Source organism: Streptomyces sp. G-G2 (genome assembly GCF_030063135.1).
Taxonomy (GTDB): Bacteria; Actinomycetota; Actinomycetes; order Streptomycetales; family Streptomycetaceae; genus Streptomyces.
Window position 1 is genome coordinate 98,279 of record NZ_JASISO010000021.1, and the last position, 24,157, is coordinate 122,435.

Annotated in this window: 21 protein-coding genes; 11 read left to right on the top strand and 10 right to left on the bottom strand. The window is 73.0% G+C overall.

Annotated elements, in window-relative coordinates; translation table 11 throughout:
• Window positions 1-34: 34 nt before the first annotated feature.
• On the bottom strand, window positions 35-598 hold the full coding sequence (locus QMF80_RS18515; RefSeq protein WP_283454671.1) for a DUF1990 domain-containing protein: 564 nt from the start codon (window positions 596-598) through the stop codon (window positions 35-37).
• Window positions 595-1,416 carry a YndJ family protein gene (locus QMF80_RS18520; protein ID WP_283454673.1) on the bottom strand — a complete coding sequence of 274 codons (822 nt, stop codon included), beginning with the start codon at window positions 1,414-1,416 and terminating at the stop codon, window positions 595-597. Before QMF80_RS18520 ends, QMF80_RS18515 begins: the two co-directional genes overlap by 4 nt.
• Window positions 1,417-1,612: 196 nt before the next feature.
• Here QMF80_RS18520 and QMF80_RS18525 point away from each other — a divergent pair, with 196 nt between their 5' ends.
• The 5 genes from QMF80_RS18525 (at window position 1,613) to QMF80_RS18545 (ending at window position 7,774) form a co-directional block, all read left to right on the top strand.
• Entirely contained in the window at window positions 1,613-2,887 is a 1,275-nt protein-coding gene (locus QMF80_RS18525; RefSeq protein WP_283454675.1) for a DUF6777 domain-containing protein, read from the top strand.
• A gap of 7 nt (window positions 2,888-2,894) precedes the next feature.
• On the top strand, window positions 2,895-4,958 hold the full coding sequence (locus tag QMF80_RS18530; protein ID WP_283454676.1) for a SpoIIE family protein phosphatase: 2,064 nt from the start codon (window positions 2,895-2,897) through the stop codon (window positions 4,956-4,958).
• 205 nt (window positions 4,959-5,163) lie between these two features.
• Window positions 5,164-6,414, top strand: coding sequence for a hypothetical protein (locus QMF80_RS18535; RefSeq protein ID WP_283454677.1), 1,251 nt, complete (start codon window positions 5,164-5,166; stop codon window positions 6,412-6,414).
• A 20-nt stretch (window positions 6,415-6,434) separates the two neighbouring features.
• A complete protein-coding gene (locus tag QMF80_RS18540) occupies window positions 6,435-7,298 on the top strand; it encodes an Fpg/Nei family DNA glycosylase (protein ID WP_283454679.1) in 864 nt (287 codons plus the stop codon).
• A 140-nt stretch (window positions 7,299-7,438) separates the two neighbouring features.
• Window positions 7,439-7,774 (top strand): hypothetical protein, encoded by a 336-nt coding sequence (locus tag QMF80_RS18545; RefSeq protein WP_283454722.1) that lies wholly within the window; start codon window positions 7,439-7,441, stop codon window positions 7,772-7,774.
• A 67-nt stretch (window positions 7,775-7,841) separates the two neighbouring features.
• On the opposite strand, the gene QMF80_RS18550 is transcribed toward QMF80_RS18545, so the two are convergent.
• Both QMF80_RS18550 and QMF80_RS18555 read right to left on the bottom strand, forming a co-directional pair.
• Complete coding sequence (locus QMF80_RS18550) at window positions 7,842-8,360, bottom strand: hypothetical protein (RefSeq protein WP_283454681.1); 519 nt, start codon at window positions 8,358-8,360, stop codon at window positions 7,842-7,844.
• Window positions 8,361-8,543: 183 nt separating this feature from the next.
• Window positions 8,544-9,083 (bottom strand): sigma-70 family RNA polymerase sigma factor, encoded by a 540-nt coding sequence (locus tag QMF80_RS18555; RefSeq protein WP_283454682.1) that lies wholly within the window; start codon window positions 9,081-9,083, stop codon window positions 8,544-8,546.
• 301 nt (window positions 9,084-9,384) lie between these two features.
• Between QMF80_RS18555 and QMF80_RS18560 the strand changes: the two genes are divergently transcribed.
• Complete coding sequence (locus QMF80_RS18560) at window positions 9,385-10,557, top strand: CapA family protein (RefSeq protein WP_283454683.1); 1,173 nt, start codon at window positions 9,385-9,387, stop codon at window positions 10,555-10,557.
• A 26-nt stretch (window positions 10,558-10,583) separates the two neighbouring features.
• On the opposite strand, the gene QMF80_RS18565 is transcribed toward QMF80_RS18560, so the two are convergent.
• Entirely contained in the window at window positions 10,584-11,045 is a 462-nt protein-coding gene (locus QMF80_RS18565; RefSeq protein WP_283454685.1) for a universal stress protein, read from the bottom strand.
• A gap of 60 nt (window positions 11,046-11,105) precedes the next feature.
• Here QMF80_RS18565 and lysX point away from each other — a divergent pair, with 60 nt between their 5' ends.
• Window positions 11,106-14,405 (top strand): bifunctional lysylphosphatidylglycerol synthetase/lysine--tRNA ligase LysX, encoded by a 3,300-nt coding sequence (gene lysX / locus QMF80_RS18570; protein WP_283454687.1) that lies wholly within the window; start codon window positions 11,106-11,108, stop codon window positions 14,403-14,405.
• A 114-nt stretch (window positions 14,406-14,519) separates the two neighbouring features.
• A complete protein-coding gene (locus QMF80_RS18575) occupies window positions 14,520-15,425 on the top strand; it encodes a polysaccharide deacetylase family protein (RefSeq protein ID WP_283454689.1) in 906 nt (301 codons plus the stop codon).
• 38 nt (window positions 15,426-15,463) lie between these two features.
• On the opposite strand, the gene QMF80_RS18580 is transcribed toward QMF80_RS18575, so the two are convergent.
• Complete coding sequence (locus QMF80_RS18580) at window positions 15,464-16,135, bottom strand: class F sortase (protein ID WP_283454691.1); 672 nt, start codon at window positions 16,133-16,135, stop codon at window positions 15,464-15,466.
• 390 nt (window positions 16,136-16,525) lie between these two features.
• On the opposite strand from QMF80_RS18580, the gene QMF80_RS18585 reads away from it, so the two are divergent.
• Window positions 16,526-17,008 (top strand): hypothetical protein, encoded by a 483-nt coding sequence (locus tag QMF80_RS18585; protein WP_283454693.1) that lies wholly within the window; start codon window positions 16,526-16,528, stop codon window positions 17,006-17,008.
• A 177-nt stretch (window positions 17,009-17,185) separates the two neighbouring features.
• Here the strand turns inward: QMF80_RS18585 and QMF80_RS18590 are convergent, their stop codons facing one another.
• From QMF80_RS18590 to QMF80_RS18600, 3 genes are all read right to left on the bottom strand, one after another.
• Window positions 17,186-17,719 carry a hypothetical protein gene (locus QMF80_RS18590; RefSeq protein WP_283454695.1) on the bottom strand — a complete coding sequence of 178 codons (534 nt, stop codon included), beginning with the start codon at window positions 17,717-17,719 and terminating at the stop codon, window positions 17,186-17,188.
• 229 nt (window positions 17,720-17,948) lie between these two features.
• On the bottom strand, window positions 17,949-18,722 hold the full coding sequence (locus tag QMF80_RS18595) for a bestrophin-like domain (RefSeq protein ID WP_283454697.1): 774 nt from the start codon (window positions 18,720-18,722) through the stop codon (window positions 17,949-17,951).
• 50 nt (window positions 18,723-18,772) lie between these two features.
• Entirely contained in the window at window positions 18,773-18,940 is a 168-nt protein-coding gene (locus QMF80_RS18600) for a hypothetical protein (RefSeq protein ID WP_283454699.1), read from the bottom strand.
• 712 nt (window positions 18,941-19,652) lie between these two features.
• Between QMF80_RS18600 and QMF80_RS18605 the strand changes: the two genes are divergently transcribed.
• Together QMF80_RS18605 and QMF80_RS18610 are read left to right on the top strand one after the other, a co-directional pair.
• Window positions 19,653-20,474 carry an SAM-dependent methyltransferase gene (locus tag QMF80_RS18605; RefSeq protein ID WP_283454701.1) on the top strand — a complete coding sequence of 274 codons (822 nt, stop codon included), beginning with the start codon at window positions 19,653-19,655 and terminating at the stop codon, window positions 20,472-20,474.
• Window positions 20,475-20,692: 218 nt separating this feature from the next.
• On the top strand, window positions 20,693-22,861 hold the full coding sequence (locus QMF80_RS18610) for a putative bifunctional diguanylate cyclase/phosphodiesterase (RefSeq protein WP_283454702.1): 2,169 nt from the start codon (window positions 20,693-20,695) through the stop codon (window positions 22,859-22,861).
• A gap of 83 nt (window positions 22,862-22,944) precedes the next feature.
• Here the strand turns inward: QMF80_RS18610 and QMF80_RS18615 are convergent, their stop codons facing one another.
• Complete coding sequence (locus tag QMF80_RS18615) at window positions 22,945-24,063, bottom strand: FAD-dependent oxidoreductase (protein WP_283454704.1); 1,119 nt, start codon at window positions 24,061-24,063, stop codon at window positions 22,945-22,947.
• Window positions 24,064-24,157 lie beyond the last annotated feature (94 nt).

Genomic DNA, 24,157 nt, shown 5'->3' on the forward strand with positions numbered 1-24,157 from the left:
CCTCCGGACCGCCCGCCCCCGGGCCGCCCGCCGGTCAGGTGTGCGCGACCAGCGAACGCAGGGTCCGGCCCAGCATCCGGGCGTAGCCGAGCTGGAGGACGGGGATCAGTGGACCGGCCAGCCGGGTGTACCAGGCGCCGGGTCGGCTGAAGGCGATGACCGCGAACCAGACCGCGCCGTCCTCGGCCAGCTCCACCAGAAACGATTCCTCGCCGCACTCGGGATGCCCGTCGAGGGTCCCGTAGGCGAAGCCCACCCGGGCCGGTTCGTACGCGGTCCAGATCACCTCGCACGGCGCGCTGATCCGCAGCGGGCCGAGCCCGATGCCGACCTCGACCCGGCTGCCCGGCCGGACGGCCCCGTGCTCGGCGCGGACCCGCATGCCCGTGGCGCGGTGCAGGCCGAAGGTGGTGAGGGCGGCGCCCGCGGCCTCGAAGGCGGCCCGGCCGCGGCCGACCCGGACCCGGTGGCCGAGGTGGTGGTATCCGGCGGGCAGCGGCCGCACCCGGGTGGCCCCGCGTTCGGGGTAGTTGACCCGGTCCGGGTCCGCGGCCTGCGCCTGCCGGGGGCGGGCGCCCTCGCTGATGATGCGGGTCATGCGGGACTCTCCTTCAGGCGGCGCCAGGCCAGCACGGAGCACAGTGCGAAGCCGAGGGCGTTTCCGAGGCCGTGGGTCGCGGCCATCCAGGTCAAGGTGGGGTGCGGGACGCCGCCGGCCTCGCCCAGCGCCCACCACAGGGCGAGCAGCATGGTGACGGCCAGGACGGCGGCCGAGGTGCTGAGCAGCGCCCGGGTGTACCGATCGCGCGCGTCGGCGCGGATCTGCCGCCAGGTCAGCAGGGCCACCGCCCACATCCCGGAGGTGAGGACCAGGGCCCCCGCCAGTTCTGCCCAGTCGTCGACGAAGTACCCGGCGAGCACCAGCAGCGTTCCGCCGGGCACGCTGTACGCCGCCCAGCGGGCCCACGGCCCGGGCGCGGCGGCCCGGCACACCAGCCCGGCCACCAGGGCGGCCGCGAATCCGGCGAAGTGGAAGTGCGGCACGGTCAGCGCGAGGATCTCCAGGTCGAAACCGAAGAGCCCGTGCCCGGTCCGCTCGGCGACCAGGGCGGTACCGGCGACGGAGGGCGCCGTGAGCGCGGTGAGGACGGCGATCTCGGGCGGGGCGAGCGAACGGGTGCGGGCCAGCCGGACGGGTGCGCGCAGGGCGAGCGCCAGGGTGCCCGCCGCGTAGAGCGCGGCGAGCGTGCCCGCCGCGGGGCCGCGCGGCAGCCAGAGCGAGACCGCGCCGGGCGCGGCGAGGAGGGGCCAGTACCGGGCGAGGCGGCGTAGTCCGGCCGGGTCGATGAGGCGCAGCCCGGCGGGTACGACGTAGAGCATGCCCAGGGTGACGATGAGGTTCACCAGCACCGTCATCCTGGACCGCCCTCCCCCGTACGGCCGAACGCTTGAACGCGTTCAACTCGCAGTCGTGAGCGTAGAGGGTTTCTTGAACAGGTTCAAGACTGTCGGACGGGGTTGCCCGCGTCGACGGCGCTCCGCTTGCGACACCCCCGGGCATACGGCAGACAGGAGGGAGGAACAGGGCGAACAAGGAAATAGGGAGAAGCTCGTGACGGATCAGCACGACCACCGGACTCCGCCACACCGCACCCCGCCCCGGCCACCCGGCCGCCACGCCGCGGTGGGCGCCGCCCTCCTCGTGGCCCTCGGCCTGCTCACCACGGCCTGCACGGGCTCCACCCCCGGAAACGACGGCCCCGCGGCCGCCCGCGAGAGCCAGGACGTCCTGCTCCAGCCGGTCGCCGCCCCGGGCCCCGACCCCTTCACGGCCTCCACCGCCGCCGCCGAATCCGCGCCGGCCCAACCGCCCGCGCCGAACCCGGCGGGCGAGGGCATCCGCACCGTCGGCGGAGCCACCCCGGGCCTCTACGGCGGCGCCCACGGGGTCGGCAGCTGCGACATCGAACGCCAGGCGGGCTTCCTCACCGCCGACAACGCGAAGGCGGGTGCCTTCGCCGAGGCCGCCCGCACCGAACGGGCGAAGATCCCGGAATTCCTGCGCGGCCTGACCCCCGTCGTCCTGCGCGCCGACACCCGGGTGACCAGCCACGGCTTCAAGGACGGCCGCGCGAACGCCTTCCAGGCCGTCCTCCAGGCCGGTACCGCGGTCCTCGTCGACGACCACGGCATGCCCAGGGTCCGCTGCGCCTGCGGCAACCCGCTCCAGTCACCGCGCGCCGCCAAGGGCGCCCCGGTCGACAAGGGCGCTCCGTGGAACGGCTACCAGCCGAGCCAGGTCATCGTGATCGAACCGACCCCCCACGTGCTGGACGGCCTGATCATCGCGAACACCGCCGACAACACCTGGATCGACCGCAAGACCGGCGACGGCGGGGCCCAGGACAGGAGCCCCCAGGCGCCGCCCCCGTACGACCCGGCCGACGGCATCCCGCCCGCCGACCAGTCGGCCCCGGCAGGCACCACCCCGCCGTCGGCGCCCCCGTCGGGCGCGCCGCAGAACCCGCTGAACCCGCCCGGCCCGCAGAAGCCGCCCGGCCCGCCGAACCCGCCCGGCCCGCCGAACTCCCGGGCCCCGCAGATTCCGCAGAGCCCCCAGGTCCCGCCGAGTCCGCAGGAACCGCAGGCTCCGCAGAACGAGCCGGTTCCGCCCGCCCCGCCGCAGCCCCCGCCCTCCGACGTCCCCTCCGACGTCCCCGCCGACCCCTCCTCCGAGCTGCCCCCCGCCCCCGACGGGCCGAGCGTCACCCCGTACGACCCCTTCGCGCCGTACGACCCCACCGTGCCCACCGACCCGAACGACTCCTACGGCATTCCCGGCGAGCGCCCCAGCCCGGATCCCGGGTTCTCGCGGGAGAGCGTCTGATCCGCCGGTGTGTCATGGTGGATCGGTGCCGAGCACCGTATCGCTGCCGGACGACTGGCCCGCACGTCCGGACCGGTCGCTCTCGCTGAACCGGATGGGCAGCTTCGACTGGGACCTGGTCACCGGCCTCATGCACATGGACGCTCCCGCCCTCAACGTCTTCGACACCCTCCCCGCCGACTACGACGAGCGCCCCGAGTCCCTCTCGCCACGGGTCCCGCCCGCCGAGGCCGTCCGGCTCGACGCGCTGGTCTCCGCCGCCCTCAAGGGCGGTTCGGACAGCTACGGCGCCTACTTCCGGATCCGCTGCCGTGACGGCCGACTGCGGTGGACCCACACCCAGGGCCGGGTCATGCGGAACGAGGACGGGCGCCCGTACCGCATCATCGGCATCGTCCGGGACGCGACCGAGGAGCTGAGCCACTCGGCCGAACGGCTCGGCCTCGACGAGGAACGCCGCCGCCAGACCTCCGTGGTCGAGGGCACCACCGCCGCCCTCGCCCACGCGCGCACCGTGCGGGACGTCATCGACGCGCTCAGCGACTCGCAGGGCCTGGAGCGCCTCGGCACCATGGGCATGGTGATGGGCCTGGTCGAGGCGGGCCGCATCCACCTGGTCGCCGAGGGCCCCGAGGGCAGCTTCGTCCCCGGCACCCGCTACACGCGGGTCGACGAGCAGTACCCGATGAGCGAGGTCGTCCGCTCGCTCCAGCCGCGGTTCATCGACTCCGCGTACGAGTTCGCCGCCTCCTACCCGGGGCTCTGGTCGAAGGTCTCCTCCATGCGGATCTCGGCCGCCGCCTACCTCCCGCTGATCGCCCAGGGCCGCCCGATCGGCGCGATCGGCCTCCTCTACGAGGACAAGGACGGCTTCACCCAGGACGAACGGAACCTCCTCGTCGCCCTCGGCAGCAGCATCGCCCAGAGCCTCCAGCGCGCGATGCTGCTGGAACAGGAACACGACCTCGCCGAGGGGCTCCAGCAGGCCATGCTGCCGCGCCGGATCCCCGCCGTGCCCGGCGCGCAGATCGCCGTGCGCTACCGCTCCGCCCGGATGGGCCGGGACATCGGGGGCGACTGGTACGACGTCATCCCGCTGCCCGGCGGCCGGGTCGGCGCCGTCATCGGCGACGTACAGGGGCACGACACCCACGCGGCGGCCGTGATGGGCCAGCTCCGCATCGTGCTCCGCGCCTACGCCGCCGAGGGGCACTCGCCCGCCACCGTGATGGCCCGGGCCTCGGTCTTCCTCCACGAACTCGACACCGACCGGTTCGCCACCTGCACCTACGTGGAAGCCGACCTGGCCACCGGGGTGCTCCAGCTGGTCCGCGCGGGCCACCTCGACCCGCTGCTGCGCTCGCGCGACGGGGACTGCCGACGGCTGCCGGTGGAGGGCGGCATGCCACTGGGGCTCTCCGCGGAGTTCGGCCGTCTGGAGTATCCGGTGACCACCGTGGAACTGGACCCGGGCGAAACGCTTCTCCTGTGCACCGACGGTCTCGTCGAACAGCCCGGCGCCGACCTCGACGACGGCATCCAGCAGCTCACCGCCATGGTCCGCGGCGGCCCGCAAGACCTCCAGCTGCTCGCCGACCGGCTGGTGGAGGTCGCCGACGAGCGCGGCGGCGACGACGACATCGCGCTCCTCCTGCTGCGCCGCCAGGCCGAGGACGCCCCGCGGGCGGGCGGCCGTCTTCAGCAGCACGTGGCCCCCGGCGACCCCGAGGCCCTGGTCTCGGCCCGCCACATGATCGGCGCGGCCGTCCACGCCTGGGGCGCCCGCGGCCGGGCCGACGAGATCGAACTCGTCGCGGACGAGCTGATCGTGAACGCCCTCATGCACACCGACGGCCCGGCCATCGTCACCCTGCGCGTCCTGACCGGCCCCGAACGCCGCATCCGCGTCGAGGTCGAGGACCGCTCCAGCGCCCTCCCGCGCCGCCGCGATGCGGGCGACACGGGGGTCTCGGGCCGCGGCCTGATGCTGGTGGACCGGCTGGCGGACGGGTGGGGCGTGGAATCCCGGGGCAGCGGCAAGTGCGTGTGGTGCGAGTTCGTGATGACCTGAGGGCGTGATGCTGTGAGGGCGCGCCGACCTGAGTCCGTGGGGACCTGAGGACCTGGGGCGCGATGACCTGAGGGTTCGTGGCGCGGCGGGAGGGGAGGCCGCGGCGCACCGGGAGGGGCGGCCCGGGTACGGTCCCGGCCGCACCGGCGGCGCCGGGACAAAGTGCGTTGCGGCGGGTCACGGTGATGGCGCAGGATCGGCCCCGATGACCAATGCCACGCACGACGTCCGCCGGTCGCTGAAGGCCGGAGATCTGCCCGGAGCCGTCCGGGCGCTGCGGCCCCACGCCGGGACCGCCTCACCCGCCGAACTGGCCAAGGCCACCCGGGGACTCGCCGAGGCCGCCGGATTCGCCGACCTGGCCGAAGCGGCGCGGGCCGCCGCCAAGAAGCCCCGGGACCCCGGGGCGCTCTACGCGTTCGGCTACGCCTGCGTGGAACGCGGGGTGTCCTTCGTCGCCGTCACCCCACTGCGTCACGCGCTCGCGCTGCTGCCCGGATCCCGCAAGATCCTGGCCGAACTGGTCACCGCCCTGGAGGACGAGCACCGACACGCCGAGGCCGCCACCCTGCTCGCCGAACGCGCCGAGCGGCTGCCCGCCTGGCCCGAGACCTATCTCCTGGTGCACAACACCCTCCTCGCCGGGGACTTCGACGGCGCCCGCGCTGCCGCCGTGCGCCTGCCCGCCCCCGAGGACGACACCTGGCTCGGGGCCCACGGCCGCCAGCGCCGCATGCTGGGCCGCGCCGAACTGGCCCGCGCCGCGGGCGGCCTCGACCACGCCGACCTGCGCGGCTGGCACTTCGGGCTCACCGGCGCGCTCCTGGGCACCCTCTCCCCGTACGGCTACGCGGCCGGGATGACCGGCCGCTACGCCTTCCTCGGCGACAGCCCCGCACTGGCCCGGCGCGGCCTGGACCGGCTGGCGCTCGCCCTGGCGGCGACCGGGCAGCGCCCCACGAGCGTCTCGCTGCTGCCGGGCCGCTCCGACCGGATCCTCGGCCTCGCCGCGGCGAGCGTGTTCGGGCTGCCCGCCCTGCCGTACGACCCGGCCCGCACGGACACCGTCGTCGTCGCCCACGACCTGAACGCGGGCGACCCCGGCCTCGTGGCCACCCTGCGCACCCGCGCCGACGGCCAGATCCTGTACGAACACGCGACCTGCTGGACCGGCCCGCCCCCGGTGAGCGCCGACTTCAGCGCGCTGCTGTGCCAGTACGTCGTCGCGCCCTGGGCCGCGCACGGGGACCGGGCCGCCGACGAGCGCCCCGAGGAGGAGGTCGCCCGCGACGTCGTGGCCGCCGACCCCGCCCCGGACGGGGGCGACGGCCTGACCCCGGCCGACCCGGACCGCGAGTTCCTCGCCTACGCCGCCGCCGTGGCCCCCGGCTGGCTCGGCGGGACCCGCGACCGGGTCGGCTCGCCCGGCCCGGTGCCCAGCTCGCGGTTCGGCTGAGCGCGCGGCACCCTGGGAGGGTGCCGGAACTGCCCGAGGTCGAGGCCCTCAGGGAATTCCTCGACGAGCAGCTGACCGGGCGGGTCGTGGAGCGCGTCCTCCCGCTCAACGTGAGCGTGCTCAAAACCTACGATCCGCCGCTCACCGCCCTCGACGGGCAGCCCGCGGGGCCCACCGCCCGGTACGGCAAGTTCCTCGCGCTGCGCATCGGCGAGCTGTACCTGGTCAGCCACCTGGCCCGGGCCGGGTGGCTGCGCTGGCACGACGCCCTGCCCGCGCAGCCGCCCCGGCCCGGTGGCAAGGGCCCGCTCGCGCTGCGCGTCGTACTCCAGGACGGTGGCGGCTTCGACCTCACCGAGGCGGGCACCCAGAAGCGGCTGGCCGTGTACGTCGTCCACGACCCGGGGGAGGTGCCCGGGATCGCCCGGCTGGGGCCCGACCCGCTCGCGGAGGACTTCGGGCGCGCGGAGTTCGCCGCGCTGCTCGCGGGGGAGCGGCGCCAGCTCAAGGGGTTCCTGCGGGACCAGAGCGTCCTCGCCGGCATCGGCAACGCGTACAGCGACGAGATCCTGCACTTCGCGCGCATGTCCCCCTTCAAGCTCGCCTCCTCCCTCGACGAGGCGGAGGTCACGCACCTGTACGAGGCCGTCCTGGCCACCCTGCGCGAGGCGCTCGCCCGGAACCACGGGGTCGCCGCCGGGCGGCTCAAGGCCGAGAAGAAGAGCGGGCTGCGGGTGCACGGGCGGACCGGCGAGCCGTGCCCGGTGTGCGGGGACACCGTGCGCTCCGTCTCCTTCGCCGATTCCTCGCTCCAGTACTGCGCCACCTGTCAGACCCAGGGCAAACCCCTCGCCGACCGGCGGCTCTCCCGCCTGCTCAAGTAGCTCCCCGGGGCGCCCGGGCCGTGCGTACACTGGCGCCCACCATGCCCGCCCCGTCGCCCCCGCCCACGCCCCTGCCCGAAGGCCAACGGCCCTCGGCGCAGCCCGGAGTCCCCGCTTCGCGGCGGGAGGTCGTCACGGGGGTGGCCCGCGGCGCGCGCGGCAGGCCGCCCGCGCACACCCCGGCGCGCTCGGAGATCTCCCAGCAGACATCGCTCGGGGCCACGTACGTACGGGCCTTGATGCGGAGCCAGTTGAGGGCCGCGCTGGCCGCCCTGACCGCGCTGCTGGCGCTGGTCGGGACGCTGCCGCTGCTGTTCTCCCTGCCGCGGGTCGACGCCGGGCCGCTGGTGTGGGTGGGGCTCGGCGTCGTGGTGTACCCGGTGATGTGGCTGATCGCCCGTCGGTACGTCGTGCGGGCCGAGCGCAACGAGGCGGACTTCACCGGCCTGGTCACCGAGCAGTCGCCGCCGGAGTGACGGCGCCGCGGGGACGGCGCCGGAGCGCGGGTGCCGGACCGGCGGCGCGGTACCAGCGGCGCCGGTCTCAGAACAGGTGTATCGCCAAGTGCCCGAGAGGCAGCCCCAGTTGCCACGCCGGGGTCCACACCCGCGCGTTCTCGTCCAGCCCCGGCGGGCTGTCCGTGTGGCCGTGGCCCTCCGGATCGAGGTTGGTGGCGAACAGCTCGGTGCGCTCCAGCCAGGCCCAGGCGTCGCGCGCCAGTTCCAGGTCGGGTTCCTCGCCCCCGCCGCCCTCGCCACCCTCGCCGGCCTCCCGGGCCTCCTCGCCGAGTTGGAGGAACCGGGTCTGCACCCAGTCGCGCCAGGGATGGCCGTACGCCGTCAGGGAGAGCCACTCGTCGAGCTGTGAGACCACCCGGATCCCGGACAGCTCGCCCGCCGCGTCGGAGAGGTAGATCGTCAGTGCCAGGGTGTCCCGCCCGGCCCGGAATTCCAGTGTGCTGACCGGGATCAGCCGCCCCGTGCGCAGCAGTTCGTCCGCGATGTACTCGGCGTAGAGCCACGCCATGGGCACCGCTAGCCCGCCGTCACTGGTGCCGTTCATACCCTCGGGCCGCACCGTTCCACCTTCTCCCCCGTGTCGAGCTTCCCGCCGTCGGTCAGAGCCTTCCCCCAGAGGCTCGCAGGACGGGCGATGTTTACTCAACTTGGACGCTCTGATGCCGATTTCGATGCGTCGCGCGTCCACTCCGGTCATTCCTTGAGCGGTTCTCGGCCAGCCGCGGGGTCAGGCGCCGAGCCCGTACCCGTACCCCTGCAGGTCCTTGCGCAGAGCCCGAAGGGCGTAATACGTGCGGGACTTGACGGTTCCTGCCGGTATGCCCAACTCCTCGGCGGCCTCCGCGACCGACCGGTCGCGGAAGTAGACCTGCAGCAGCACCTCCCGGTGCTCGGGGCCCAGGCTGCCCACCGCCCGCCGTACGTCGATCGCGGTGACCGAACTGGAGACGCCGTCCCGGTGCGCCGGGGTCAGTTCCAGGGCCTCCGGCTCCACCTCCTGGGGGCGCGAGAGCCGTGCCCGGCGCGCGTCGATCGCGAGCCTGCGCCCGACGGTGAACAGCCAGGGCCGGATGGAGGTGTGGGCGCTCTCCAGCACCTCGGGGTGCTGCCAGGCGCGGACCAGCGTCTCCTGCACGAGGTCCTCGGCGCGCTGCGCGTCGCCGTTGCAGAGGCCCAGAAGGAATCCGAACAGAGCCCGGCCGTGTTCGCGCTGGAGTTCGACGAGCGCCTTGGGGTCGGTGCGGCAGAGCGTGGGGGAGGGGGACACCGAATGGCTCCTTCCGGGGATCGGTGCGGATCGACAAGACCACCCTGACCTGCGACGGGCCCGCCGGGAACCGGCGGGAAGCGGCGCTGCGCCCAAGCACCCCGGCCGTCCGGTGGGCGGCCCCCTCCGGCGGTGAACGGTCGAACGGCGCGGTGAACGGCAGGTGCCCGAGCCGCGGTCGGCCCCGGCGCCGCCAGGCGGGTGAGTGCGGCCCCGGTGTCCGGACCCGTTCCTTGACTTGTGCGTACCGCCCCTGAGGATGCGACTGATCGGATAGTCCTATGAATGGGAGCCGGGTCAGATGACCAAGCGCACGCGGCAGGCCGTATCCGTCCTCTCGGCCGTCCTCCTCTCGGCCGGGGCCGCCGCGGGCTGCTCCGGCGCCCCGGGCACCCCCGGCGCCGCACGCACCGCGCGCACGGCGGGCGCCCCGGGAGCCCCGGAGAAGGGCTTCACCCTGGTCGCGAGCGGCGACGTGCTCCCGCACGAGTCGGTCATCCGGGACGCGGCCACGGGCGGCGGCGACTACGACTTCAAGCCGATGTTCGCGGACGTCAAGCCGGTGGTGTCCGCCGCCGACCTGGCGCTCTGCCACAGCGAGACGGTCTACGGGGAGGACGGCGGCCCCTTCACCGGCTACCCCGATTTCACGTCCCCGCCCCAGGTGGCCGCGGCCCTCAAGGACGCCGGGTACGACGGCTGCTCGACCGCCTCGAACCACACCCTCGACGACGGCGCCGCGGGCTTGAAACGCACCCTTGACGCCTTCGACAAGGCGGGCCTGGGACACGCGGGTTCGGCCCGCACCGCCGCCGAGGCGGCCCGGCCCACGCTGTACAAGGCGGGCACGGCCAAGGTCGCGCACCTCGCCTACACCTACGACACCAACGACCACCCGATGCCCGAGGGCCAGCCGTGGGCGGTCAACCTGATGGAACAGGAGAAGATCGTCGCCGACGCCCGGGCGGCCCGGAAGGCGGGCGCGGACGTGGTGCTCGTCAGCCTGCACTGGGGCACCGAATGGCAGACCGAGCCGGACGAGCGCCAGCTCTCGCTCGGCAAGGCGCTCACCGCGTCCCGGACCGGTGACCGCCCCGACATCGACATGATCCTCGGCACCCACGCCCACATCCCGCAGGCCTACGAGAAGGTGGACGGCAGCTGGATCGTCTACGGCATGGGCGACCAGATCGCGGGCGAGATGTTCAACCACACGGGAGCCCGCGACCTCCGGGGCAACATGAGCAGCATGGCCCGCTTCACGTTCGCGCCCCCGGCCGCGGAGGGCCGGCGCTGGAGGGTCACCAAGGCGGAGTCGGTCCCGCTCTACTACGACACGGACAAGGGCAGGTCGGTCGATCTCGGCGACCCCGCCAAGGCCGAGGCGGCGGACCTGAGCGAGGTACGCGACCAGATCACCACCACCGTCCTGAGCCGGGGTGCGGCCGCCGAGGGCCTGACGATCGGGAAGTAGGGCCCCGGCGCCGGTACCGGATCTCCTTACGGAACCACCGTCACCGGCCAGCGGCCCGCCTTGACCAGGCGGACCGCCACCGAGCCGAGGATCCGGTGGCCGGCCTGCTCCGAGGCGCCGACGACCACCGCGTCCGCGGTCAGCTCCTCGGCCGCCGTGACCAGACCCGAGTACGGGTCCCCGCGGAAGGTGTGGAACTGCCAGCGCATCTCGTAGATGCCCTTGAGGCGTTCCGCGGATTCCTGGATCTCGGCCGCGATCCCCTCCGCGATCTCCTCGGTGGTCCCCGCCACCGGCACGCCCATGGCCGCCCCGGCGGGGATCACCGGCTGGACGTACACCAGCGCCAGGAGGGCGTTCTGGCGCCGGGCCAGCCCGGCCGCGTACGCCGCCGCCCGCAGCGACGACTCCGATCCGTCGACCCCGGCGAGAATCACCTTCGGGCCGTCCGTACCGCGTTCGAATCCCGTACCCACGTGCTCTGTCACCCCACCGAGGTTAGTTCGTTCGGCGCGCGGACCGGCGCGCGCCTCCCTACAGTGCGAATCATGAGTGCCACCGTGGAGGAGACCCGCGGGACCCGGAACCGCTTCCTGAACCGGGTGCCCGACGGATTCGGCGCGTTCTTCGGAACGCTCGGCCTGGTGTGCGCCGTGCTGGCGCTGTCCCCGACGCTGCGGCGGCTGCTGCGGCCCGTGGTCCGCTTCCTCGACCAGTTCGTGGTCCCGGTCAGCGAGAACCTCGCCTACGCCGTCTTCCTCTTCCTCCTGGCCGCCGCGCTCGCCGCCCGCAAGAAGGTCGCCTGGTGGATCGTCGTCACCTATCTGGCCCTGCTCATCCTGGTCGACGTACTGATCCTGGCCGACGGGGACTACTGGGTCTCCATCGTCTCGGGCGTCATCGCCGTCGCCGCCATGGTGCTGCTGATCGCGGCCCGCAAGGAGTTCTACGCCGCCTCCAGGCCGGGAGCCATGTGGCGGGCCATGATCGTCCTCGGCCTCGGGCTGCTCGTCGCCGTCTTCCTCGGCTGGGGACTCGTCGCGATCTTCCCCGGCACCCTGCCCAAGGGGCAGTGGCTGGACTGGGCCGCCAAACAGGTCTTCGGCGGACTCTTCTCCGCCCGCCAGTTCGACGGCCACCCGCCCCGGCCCCTCTACTTCCTGCTCGGCCTCTTCGGCGCCGTCGCCCTGCTGAACGCCGCCTCCACCCTCTTCCGCTCGCAGCGCATGACCGCCGCCCTGCACGGGGACGAGGAACCGCGCATCCGGGCGCTGCTCGGGGCCTACGGCCGCAACGACTCCCTCGGCTACTTCGCGACCCGCCGCGACAAGGCCGTCGTCTTCGCCCCCAACGGCAAGGCCGCCGTCACCTACCGCGTCGAGGCGGGCGTCTGCCTCGCCAGCGGCGACCCCGTCGGCGACCCCGGCGCCTGGACCCCCGCCATCGACTCCTGGCTCGCCGTCGCCCGGCGCTTCGGCTGGCAGCCCGCCGTCATGGGCGCCTCCGAGGAAGGCGCGACCGCCTTCGCCCGTTCCGGCCTGAGCGCCCTCCAGCTCGGCGACGAGGCGATCCTGCACATCGCGCACTTCGACCTCGACGGCCGCGACATGCGCGTCACCCGGCAGGCCGTCAACCGGGTCCGGCGCACCGGCGCCACCACCGTCATCCGCCGCCACTCCGCCCTCACCGAGGAGGAGATGCGGCGGATCGTCGACCGAGCCGACACATGGCGCGACACCGAGACCGAACGCGGCTTCTCCATGGCCCTGGACCGGCTCGGGGACGCCGCCGACGGGGACTGCCTGCTCGTCGAGGCCTTCGACGGCCAGGGCGAACTGATCGCCCTGCTGTCCTTCGTGCCCTGGGGCAAGGACGGCATCTCGCTCGACCTGATGCGCCGCGACCGGGCCGCCCCCAACGGGGTCATGGAGTTCATGGTCGCCGAACTGTGCGCCGCCGCCCCCCGGCTCGCGGTGCGCCGGATCTCCCTCAACTTCGCCGTCTTCCGCTCGGCCTTCGAGGAGGGCGGCCGGATCGGGGCCGGCCCCGTCCTGAAGCTGTGGCGCAAGCTGCTGCTCTTCTTCTCCAAGTGGTGGCAGCTGGAAGCCCTGTACCGGTCCAACGTCAAGTACGGGCCCGAGTGGTACCCGCGCTTCCTGTGCTACCAGGACGCGGGCTCGCTCGCCCGGGTCAGCCTCGCCTCCGGCATCGCCGAGGGCTTCGTCTCCGTACCGAGCCTGCGCACCCTGTGGGGCAACGGCCACGCCAAGGGCGCCACGCCCCCCGCCAACACCGCACACCTGCCCTCCATGGACTCCCTCAACCTCCACGCCGTCGGCGAGGACGCCCCCGGAACCGCCGAGCGGCTGCCCGAACAGGTCCGGGTCCGCCACCGCAAGCTGGAGCGGATCCGCGCGAGCGGCACCGACCCCTACCCCGTCGGCATCCGCCCGCGCACCCACACCGTGGCCCAGCTGCGCGCCGCCCACCCCGGCTACCCGCCCGGCGCGCGGACCGGGGAGCAGGCCACCGTCGCCGGACGCGTGATGGTCGTACGCGACCTCGGTGGCGTGGTCTTCGCCGTGCTGCGCGACTGGACCGGGGACGTACAGCTGATGTTCACGCGCGACGAGGCCGGAACCGACGTGCTGGGCGATTTCACCACGCAGGTGGACTTCGGCGACCACGTCGTCGCCAGCGGGGAGATCGGCAGCAGCAGGACCGGTGAGCTCTCCGTCGTGGTCGGGTCCTGGCAGCTCACCGGGAAATGCCTGCGCCCCCTGCCCGACAAGCGCAAGGGCCTGGCCGACCCCGAGGCCCGGGTCCGGCGGCGCTACCTCGACCTGGTGGCCAGCCCGGAGGCCCGCGAGGTCGTACGGGCCCGCTCCAGCGCGGTGCAGGCGCTGCGCCAGGGGCTGCTCGACCGCGGCTACCTGGAGGTCGAGACCCCGATGCTCCAGCAGATCCACGGCGGCGCCAACGCCCGCCCCTTCCGCACCCACATCAACGCCTACGACATGGACCTCTACCTGCGGATCGCGCCCGAGCTGTACCTCAAGCGGCTGTGCGTCGGAGGCATGGAGAAGGTCTTCGAGATGGGCCGCACCTTCCGCAACGAAGGGGTCTCCTACAAGCACAACCCCGAGTTCACGATGCTGGAGGCCTACCAGGCCTTCGCGGACTACGACGTGATGCTCGACCTGACCCGGGAGCTGATCCAGGGCGCCGCGACCGCCGCCTTCGGCTCCCCGATCGCGCACAAGGCAGGGCCCGACGGGAAGCTCGCCGTCCACGACATCTCCGGTGCCTGGCCGGTCAAGACGATGTACGGGGCGATCAGCGAGGCCCTCGGCGAGGAAGTCGACGCGGACATCGGGGAAGCGGCGCTGCGCCGCCACTGCGACCGGGCCGGGGTGCCGCACACCCCCGAGAACACCCGCGGTGACGTGGTGCTGGAGATGTACGAGCGGCTGGTGGAGGAGCGGACCAAGCTCCCCACTTTCTACAAGGACTTCCCGACGGACGTCTCACCGCTGACCCGCCAGCACCGCAAGGACCCCCGGCTCGCCGAACGCTGGGACCTGGTCGCCTTCGGCACCGAGCTGGGCACGGCCTACTCGGAGCTGACCGACCCCGTCGAACAGCGGCGGCGGCTCACCGCCCAGTCGCTGCTGGCGGCGGGCGGCGACCCGGAGGCGATGGAGATCGACAACGACTTCCTGGACGCGCTGGAGTACGCCATGCCCCCGACGGGCGGGCTGGGCATCGGGGTGGACCGGCTCGTCATGTTCCTCACCGGTCTGACGATCCGCGAGACGCTTCCGTTCCCGCTGGTGCGCCGGACCTGACGGCGCCGGGGGCCTCGGCCCCCGGCGCCGCCCGCGGCGGCTGATCGGGTGAGGGGGCCGCGGCGCGTCCGCGCCCCAGGGTCCGCGCGGCGGTCGCGTTGATACGTAGTAGTAATGAAAACTGACGAGCCGACAGTAGGGCGGCGCGTGCTCCTGCGGACCGCCGCCCTCCTCGGAATCACCGTCGCGGCCTCCGGCCTCCTCGGCGAGGGCGAGGACACCCCGCCCGGATCGCCGAGCGCGCCCCGCCCGGCGGGCGGCGCGGGAGCCCCCGGCCCGGGAGCCGGCGCGGCCGGATCCCCCGCGCTCACGGGCCAGGGCCGGCCCCCGTCGGCGTACCGGCTGAGCCCGATGACCGCGGACGCCCCGCCCCGTCACCACCCGGCCACGCCCGCCGTCCGCACCCGGCCCATCCTGGAACTCTCGGGCGCGCCCGGCGCCCCGCCCGTCGGCAGCCGGATGGTGCTCACCTTCGACGACGGGCCCGACCCCCGCTACACCCCCGGCATCCTGGACACCCTGGCCCGGTACGGGGTCCGCGCCATGTTCTTCGTCTGCGGGGAGATGGCCACCGACAACCGGGACCTGCTCCGGCGGATGGCCGCCGAGGGCCACGTCATCGGCAACCACACCTGGACGCACCCGCTCATCCCGAAGCTCACCCGGCCCGACCTCGCCTCCGAGATCGGCCGCACGAGCGAGGTCGTACAACAGGCCACGGGGGAGGCGCCGCAGTGGTTCCGGGCGCCGTACGGGGCGTGGAACCGGGCCGCCTTCGAGATCGGCGCGGAACTCGGCATGGAGCCGCTCGCCTGGACCGTGGACTCCCTGGACTGGACCGAGCCGGGCACCTCGACGATCGTCTCGCGGGTGCTCAAAGGGGCCGCCCCCGGGGTGATCGTGCTCTCGCACGACGCGGGTGGCAACCGGACACAGAGCGTCCAGGCACTGGGCTCGTACCTGCCCCAGCTCATCGCCAGGGGCTACCAGATGACCCCGCCCGGGCTGCGGCCCCGCTGAAGATACGTTCCCTCAGTGGGGCCGCGCCCGGACCGGTCTCAGCGCGTCTCGACCATGCGGGCGAAGACGACCACATTGCCGTCGTAGCCGCGGTTCTTGGAGTATCCGCCGCCACATGTGATCACCCGGAGTTCCGGCTGGCCGGTGTCCCCATACACCCGGGCTCCGGGGAAGGCGTCCTTGGAGAAGACCTCCACGCCGTACACCTCGAACACCGCCGTACGTCCGTCGTAGCGCTGCACCTCGATGCGGCTGCCCTTGCGGACCGAGCCCAGGCCGTAGAAGACCGCCGGGCCCTTCGCGTTGTCCACGTGCCCCACGATCACCGCCGAACCCTGCTGGCCGGGCGAGATGCCGTTGAGGTACCAGCCCGCCAGGTTCGGATCCTGGGGCGGCGGCGCGTCGATCCAGCCCTCCGCGTCCAGCCCCACCGTCATCACCGGCGCGTCCACGCTGATCGACGGGATCCGCACTCGCTGCACCGAGGAGTGCTCCAGCACCTCCAGATTCGGCGCGGGCGCGGGCGCGCTCTGCGCCGGCGTCGGCTGCTGCTGGGGGCGCACCGCGACCGCCGCCGCGGCGGCGGGCTGCGGGGGCCCGTGCTCGAACTCCGCCCCGTTCCGGACCATGGCGAGGCCGGTGAGCATGACCAGGGCGACCACACCCCACGGAGAGCGTCTTCGTGACTGCTGGGTCTCTTCCTCGCTCATTTCTCCCTTCCCGACGCGGGGGTCCCGACCCGCGTTCCGTTCCCGCCCCGGATGCCCTGCTTCGTACACCCCCCGCTTCACGCACGCTAAGGGCGTCCGCGCGGGACGGCGAGGGGGGCGGGGCGAACGGGTGGCGGAGCGCCACGGGATCCGCGCGGGGGGCCGTAAGGGATGCGCCCATCCAGGTAATCGTCACATAAATGCCTGACGGGTCGTGACCTGCGGATCCGTCAGCCGAGCCGTCCGCGCTTCGGCGTGTCGCTCAACCGGGCGGCCCAAAGCCGGAAATGCGCTGGTTGCGGACCGCACGGAGGGTTCGTGATGGGAGGCGTTCTCGTCGATGATCCCGGGCGCCACCGCTCCGGGGCGCTTCCCGCTGGAGGTTCCACCATGCGTGCTTTTCGCGCTCTCACCGTGACCGCGGCGGCCTTCGCCGCCGTCGGTCTCGCCTCGCCGTTCGCCAGCGCAACCAACGGGCCCAGCAATGTCACGGTCAATCCGTACTCCGTCCACCAGGGCGCCACGATGCAGGTCAGCGCGGCCGGCTGCGGCCACGGCGGCACGGTCTGGTCGCACGGCAACTTCGAGCAGACGAACCTGTCGGCCGGGTCTATCGGCTTCGCGACCGTACGGATCAAGGACGACGGCCGGACCGGCGACCAGACGCTCTCGGTCAAGTGCCACGACAACAGCCTCGTCGCCACCCACCGCTTCCGGATCCTCGACGGCCGGGGCGCCCAGGGCGGTCTCGGCGGCTCCTTCGGCCCGTCCACCGCCGAGACCGCCATCGGCGCGGGCCTCGTCGGCGTGGCGGCCCTCGGCGCGGGCATCCACGTGATGCGCCGCCGCCGCCCGGTCCACGGGCGGGTCTGACCGGCAGCCTCCCCGGTCGCGCCCACCAGCCCGTGAACCCGCCGGGGGGGGCCCGGCCAGGACTCGGGACGACCGGCGGTCGGTCCGGCCCCCGCCGTCACTCGGTCGGCGGGTCGGCGGGGCGACGGGCACGGGGTGGGGGAGCGGCCGGACGTCAGTGTTCGCGGGAACCCGACGTCAGTGTTCGCGGGAACCCGACCGGCGCCGGACCACGAACGCCGTACCGGCGGCCGCGGCCAGGAAGAGCCCGGCTCCCGCCGCCAGTTCCATCACGTTCATCCCGGCCTCGCTGGTGCTGCCGAGACCGCCGCGCACACCGCGCGGCGCCGCCGTGGAACTCGTCGTTGGTGCGCTCGTCCCGCCCGCGATGGTGACATCGGCGGAGCCGGTCTCGTTGCCGCAGGTGAAGTTGACGGAGTAGCGGGCCCCGCGCCGGGCGTCCCGGTCCACCGTGACGCGTACGGTGCTGCCCTTCGGGACGCTCACGGTGTCGAAGATCCCGGAGGAGACGCTGGTGCTCGCCGCCGTGCAGCCGGTGACGGACAGCACGACCGTGCCGCCGGGGGCGACCGTCGAGGGGGCCACGGCGAAGGCGAACGACGTGATGGGCTGGGCCTCCGCAGCGACGGCGGACGGCAGGCTGAGGACGAGGACCGCGCCCGCGGCCCCGGCGGCGAAGAAGACTTTGGCTGAGGTACGTATCGCACCCATGGTGGGTCTCCGGATCCCCGAGGAGCAGCAGCAGCGGAACGGTTTTCCGCACAAGGGGGGACGTGCGCCTCGATGTCCGACACGCTAGGTGCGTCCCCGGTCCCCCGCGATCAGGAACGGGCAAACGGGTCATACCTGTACGCCGAACCGGGGGCGGACACCCGCCCCCGGTTTGCCGGGCCGGCCCGGCTCCGGCCCGCTCTCAGCCGCTTCCGGCTCCGGCCCGCTCTCAGCCGGTGTCCAGCCCCAGATGCGAGAACTGCTGGAAGAACGGCTCGGCGGTGGCCGAGACCCCGCGGCTGAACGGCGCGTCGAAGTCCCAGATCAGGAAAAGCAGGAACGCGATCAGCGCGCTGAACAGCCCGGCTAGCAGCAGCTCCCGGAACGAACGCCGGATCTGCAGGGTGAAGATCAGCCCCACCGTCACCAGCGCCCCGGCGATCAGCCCGAACCAGACGACCCCCGGCATGGTGGCCCCGGCGCTCTGCAGGCGCGAGCTGCGGGCGTCGTCCACGATGCCGACCTGGTCCACGAGCGGCTGGTAGGCCTGTCCCTCGTGGTCGGTCTGCGGCTCGTAGTCCGTGACGTCGCGGCGGATCCGGCCGAGCAGTTGGGTGCCCTGGTCCGAGACCTCGCCGCTGTCGGCCATCTCCTTCCACTCCTTGGTCACCACCTGGGTCACGTAGGCGTCGACATCGGTGCGGATCCTCGTGCGCACCGCCACCGGATAGACCTCGGCGCGGACGCTGATCTCGTGGAGGGCCTGGGCCTCCTGGCGTACGTACTCCTGGGCGGCGCCGCGGCCCTCCCAGACGCCCGCGATCGCCAGGCCCAGCACGATCGCGTAGATCACCCCGATCATCATCGTCATGTACTCGATGACGTCCGGGGTTTCGTTGGGATCGTCGTCCTCGCCGATCCGCCGGTGGTTGAAGAAGGTGATGGACAGCACCACGGCGCACGCCGCGGCCATCGCTAAGGACAGGACGAGCCATTCCGACAAAACGAACTCCCACGGGAAACGGGTCGGGTCGGTGCGCGGCGCCCGACGTGTTAGCGCGGGCGCAGCGCGACGATGGCGAGTACGGCAGGGGCCGCCGTGAGCAGGGTGAAGGTGACCGGTGAGATGTGGTGCTCGACCGGTTTACGGGCCTCCGCGCGGTAAGAGGGCCTGGCCACCGGCTTCTTCGGCGGGGCGACCATGGGGGCGGCGGTGGGCACGGCGGGGGCGGCGGGGAGTGGTGACCGCTGTCGTGTGCGCCGCCGAGGGTGACTTCGAGGACGGCTGAGAGGCCGTGGCCGAGGGCGGGTACGAGGCCGGGTACGGGGGCGCGGCCGGGTGCACGGGCGTGGCCGGCGCCCGGTGCGAGGGCGGGGGTGCGGCCGCCGTCGTGGCCGGCGGTGGGGCCTTCGCCGTGATGTCCGCCACCCTGGGAACCCCCGGCACCGCCGCCGAGACCGTCGCTCCGGGCTGCCGCGACCAGCTCGACGGGGGTCGCGCCGCCGTCCGGGCCGGGCATCGGGTAGGCGCGGCTATCGGCCACGGCCGGTGTGGCGGACAGCGCCGCCCACAACAGGACCGGGACCGCCAGCAGGCGCCTGGTACAGGGTCTGTTCACCCGGGGAGCATGGGGCCACGCCCCCGCGCGTGCGGCGCCACCGGTCCTGGTTCCTCCGAACGGGCGGAGTTGGGACCGTAGAGGTTTGAGCCAGCGAGCGGCGGTCTTCGATCGCATGACGGCCAATTCCCAAAAGGGACTTGTCGGTTTCGATCATTCGGCCCGAGCGGTACCCGTGGTGGCTTTGGTGTGTGACGAAGACCGGACCCCCAATTTCCGCTTTTGCTCGCTCCATTGGGCAATGATCAGTACATTCGGCTCGGACAGCTGTCCGAGACCCCCGGACGCCGACGCACTACGGCTTGGAGACCCCGATGGAGCGACCCGCCTGGGCCCCGCCAGGCATCGACATATCGGTGCCGAGCGTGTCCCGCATCTACGATTACTACCTGGGCGGCTCCCACAATTTCGAGGTCGACCGTCAAGCGGCCCGCCGCGCCATGGAATTCATCCCCGGCCTTCCCAAGATCATGCAGGCCAACCGGGCATTCATGCGCCGCGCCGTGCGCTACGCCGCCTCCGAGGGCATCACCCAGTTCCTCGACATCGGCTCCGGCATCCCCACCTTCGGCAATGTCCACGAGATCGCCCAGGCCGCCAGCCCCGAGGCGCGGGTGGTGTACGTCGACCACGACCCGGTCGCCGTCGCGCACAGCCAGGCCGTCCTGGCCGGGACCGAACGCACCGGGATCGTCGCCGCCGACCTGCGCAAGCCGCAGGACATCCTGGAGAGCCCCGAAGTGACGGGGCTGCTCGACCTGGACCGGCCGGTGGCCCTGCTGCTCGTCGCCGTCCTGCACTTCCTCGAGGACGCGGACGAGCCGTACGCCTCGGTGGCCGCGCTGCGGGACGCGCTGGCCCCCGGCAGCCTGCTGGTGCTCACGCACGCCTCGTACGAGGGCGTCCCGGTCGCGGAAGAGGTCGCGGGTGGGGCCGTCGGGGTCTACCGGGACATCCGCAGCCCGCTGGTGATGCGCTCGGGCGAGGACATCGGCCGCTTCTTCGACGGGTTCGAGTGGGTCGAACCCGGGCTCGTCTCCATGCCCCAGTGGCGGCCGGAGAGCGCGGAGGACGGTGAGGTCCAGGAGGACCCGTACGCCTTCTCGGGCTTCGCGGGCGTGGGACGCAAGGCGTGAGACTCCAGGCTCAGACGGCGGGACAGGCGGAGCAAGAGGGACAGGCGGGGCAGCCGGGGCCGATCCGCTCCTCGGGTGCCCGGGTCCCGCTGGCCCCGGCGGCTCCTGCGGCTTCCTCGGCACCCGCAGCACCTTCCGTACCGTCGGCATCACGTGCCCCGCAGGCCCCGCAGGTCCGAGTGGGCTCCTCCACGGCCTCTGGGCGTTCCGCGTATTCGGTGTCCTCCAGGCCCTCCGCGCCGGCTCTGCCCGCCGACCCCGAGGACCGGATCGGACGCTTCGCCACCATCTGGAGCCGGGCCATCTTCCCGGTCACCGCCACCTCGCTCACCCGGGTGGAGTTCGAACGGCATCTCGTACCGCTCGCCCGCACCCTGGCCGAGGCCCTGCACGCCCGGCCCTTCGACGCCACCGTCGGCCAGCGGGTCGGCGCGGAACTCGTCGCCGTGCACTGCACCGACCCCGAGGCCCTGGCGGGCACCCTCGGCGTGGTCGAGGCCTACCTGGTCCTGTACTGCGGCCCGGACGGCAGGGGAGTGGACGAGTCCGAGGAGTACCGGGCCCGCTGTGCCCGGCTCCAGCACGGCATCGCGGCGGGCTTCGCCCGTTCCCTGCGCGAACGGACCCTCAAGGAGCAGGAAGCCATCGCCCGTTCGGCGCTGACCGCCCGCATCGACGCGCAGCAGGCCCTGCACGCGAGCGAGGCGCGGTTCCGCGCGGTCTTCGAGGGCGCGGCCATCGGCATCGGCATCGCGGACCTCGAAGGCAACGTCCTGGAGATCAACGACACGCTGCTGCGGATGTTCGGCGGCCTGGAGGGGCATGTCCGGGGCCGCAACGTCAATGAGTGGAGCCATCCCGACGACACCCCGCACGTGTGGCGGATGTACGGGGAGCTGGTGCGCGGCGAACGCGAGCACTACCGGGTGGAGAAGCCGTACTACCGGCATGACGGAACGGTTCTGTGGACCAATCTGACGGTCTCCCTGCTGCGTGACGCCGACGGTACTCCGCAGTACCAGCTGGCCCTGATGGAGGACACGACCGAGCGGCGACTGCTGAACCTGCGGCTGCGCTACGAGGCCACGCACGACGCGCTGACCGGGCTGCCCAACCGGACGCTCTTCTTCGAACGGCTGGAGAAGGCCCTCAGCGGAGCCGGGGGCAGCCGCTTCGGCCTCTGCTACCTGGACCTCGACGGGTTCAAGACCGTCAACGACAGCCTCGGGCACTCGGCGGGAGACCGGCTGCTCGTCGAGGTCGCGGACCGGCTGCAGAGCTGCGCCACCGGGCCCGGCGAGGTGGTCGCCCGGCTGGGCGGGGACGAGTTCGTGGCCCTGACCACGGGGCCGGAGACCGAGCAGAAGGTCACCGACCTGGCGATGCGCGTGCTGTCCGCACTCGCCACGCCGATCAGGCTGGAGGGGCGCGAACTGACGGTCAGGGGCAGCATCGGCATCGTGGAGGGCCCGGCCGGATCGCGGACGGCCGCCGAGGTGCTGCGCAGCGCGGACATCACCATGTACCGCGCGAAGGCGGCGGGCGGCAACCGGTTCGAGTTCGCCGACGAGGAGGCGGACGCCCGGGCGATCACCCGGCACGGGCTGACGAACGCGCTGCCCGCGGCTCTGGAGCGGGGCGAGTTCTTCATCGAGTACCAGCCGCTGGTGCACATGCACGACGGCAGCGTGCACGGGGCCGAGGCGCTGGTGCGCTGGTCGCACCCCCAGTACGGAGTGCTCGGACCGGACCGCTTCATCCCGCTCGCCGAGCGGACCGGGCTGATCGTGCCGCTGGGCCGCTGGGTGCTGGAGGAGGCGGTCCGCCAGGCCCGCAGCTGGCAGCGCGAGCACGGTGGTTCGGCCCTGCGGATCAACGTGAACCTCTCGCCGACCCAGCTCCACCACCCCGGTCTGGTGGCCGACACCGTGGCGGTGCTGGAGAGCTCCGGTCTGGATCCGGGCGCGCTGTGCCTGGAGGTCACCGAGTCGGCCCTGATCGGCGCCGACGACGAACTCCTCGAACCGCTGCGCCGCTTGGCCGCCATCGGTGTGGACATCGCGCTCGACGACTTCGGCACGGGCTACTCGAACCTCGCCAACCTGCGCCGCCTGCCGGTGAGTGTCCTGAAGCTGGACCGCTCCTTCACCCAGGGCATGCAGCAGGAGCCCGCCAACCCGGTCGACGTGAAGATCGTGGAGGGCATCGTCGCGCTGGCCCACAGCCTGGAACTCGCCGTGACGGTCGAGGGAGTCGAAACCGGTGTTCAGGCGGCCCAACTACGGGCTCTCGGCTGCGATACGGCCCAGGGCTGGTACTACGCCCGTCCCGGTTCCCCTGACCGCATCCACACCCTCTCGCTCTGTGACGCCGTCCCCACTCCCTGAGCCGTGCGCCCTGACTCCTGAGCCGCGAGACATGATCCCTGTGTCCTGAGCCCTGTGTCCTGAGCTCCGGGGCTGAGGTGTGGTCAGTCCAGGCCCGCCTCCGTCCCCCGGCCGGGCTCGCGGACCGCCGCCAGGACGCGTTCGTGGCGGGCCGAGGCATCGGCCAGGACATGGGCGGCGACGGGGAGCCGCTCGGCCTCGTAGTCGTCGAGGGGCTCCTCGCCCTCGGTGCCCGCGAGCGCGTGGGCCAGGACGCGGCCCAGGGCGGCGGCGTCCTGGATCCCGGTGTTCATGCCCAGCCCACCCGCTATCGGGTGGACGTGAGCCGCGTCCCCGGCGAGGAAGCAGCGGCCCTGCCGGATCCGTTCGGCCATCCGGACGTTGACGCGCCAGGACGAGAGCCACGTCGGCTCGGCCAGCCGGACCCCGGGGACCCGTGCATGGCGGTCGAAGAGCCGCTGGAGACCTTCCAGGGAGGGCGCCACCGGCTCCCCCCGGCCGTCGAGTTCCGGCGAGGCCTGGAGCTGGAACGTTCGCGTCCCCGGTATCGGGCAGAGCATCATGGCCCCGCCTTCCGAGGTGAACCACTGGTGCCAGTACTCCCGGCTCAGCCCCGGCGCGGTCACGTCCCCGACCACCATCGACTGCGCGTCCTCGGTGCTCCCCCGGAAGCGGATGCCCAGCAGGCCGCGGACGGTGCTGCGCCCACCGTCGCAGCCCGCCAGATAAGCGGCCCCGAGGGTCCGGCCGTCCGCGAGGGCCACCCGCACCCCGGCCCCGTCCTGGGACACCGCCTCGACCGGGGCGTCGTACTCCACGTGGACCCCGGATGCGGCCAGCAGATCGCGGAGGATCTCCTCGATCTGCCACTGCGCCATGAACACCGAGGAGTCGTAGCGGGTGTCGCTCACGTACTCCCCGTCGAAGTACTTGCGGAACACCAGGCCCGTGCTGCCGGTGGCCGCCATCCGGTCGGCCACGCCGAGAGCTTCGAACACCTCGAGGCTGCCGGGATGCAGGGTCTTGCCGCGTGATTCGTGGTGAGGGCCGGCCCGCCGGTCGACCAACCGGACGTGGGCGCCCCTGCGGACGAGATCGCAGGCGAGGGTGAGGCCGGTCGGTCCGGCCCCCACGATCAGCACATCCGTGGTCATTACGTCTCGCGCACCCGGCGCGTACGAGGCATCCAGTACGTCCGTCATCAGAGGTCCTCCGCATTCTCGGTTGCCGCTCGATGTCTCCAGTCAAGCGGATCAACACAGAAAAAGCAACCCAGTTAAAAACTTGACTCGGTTG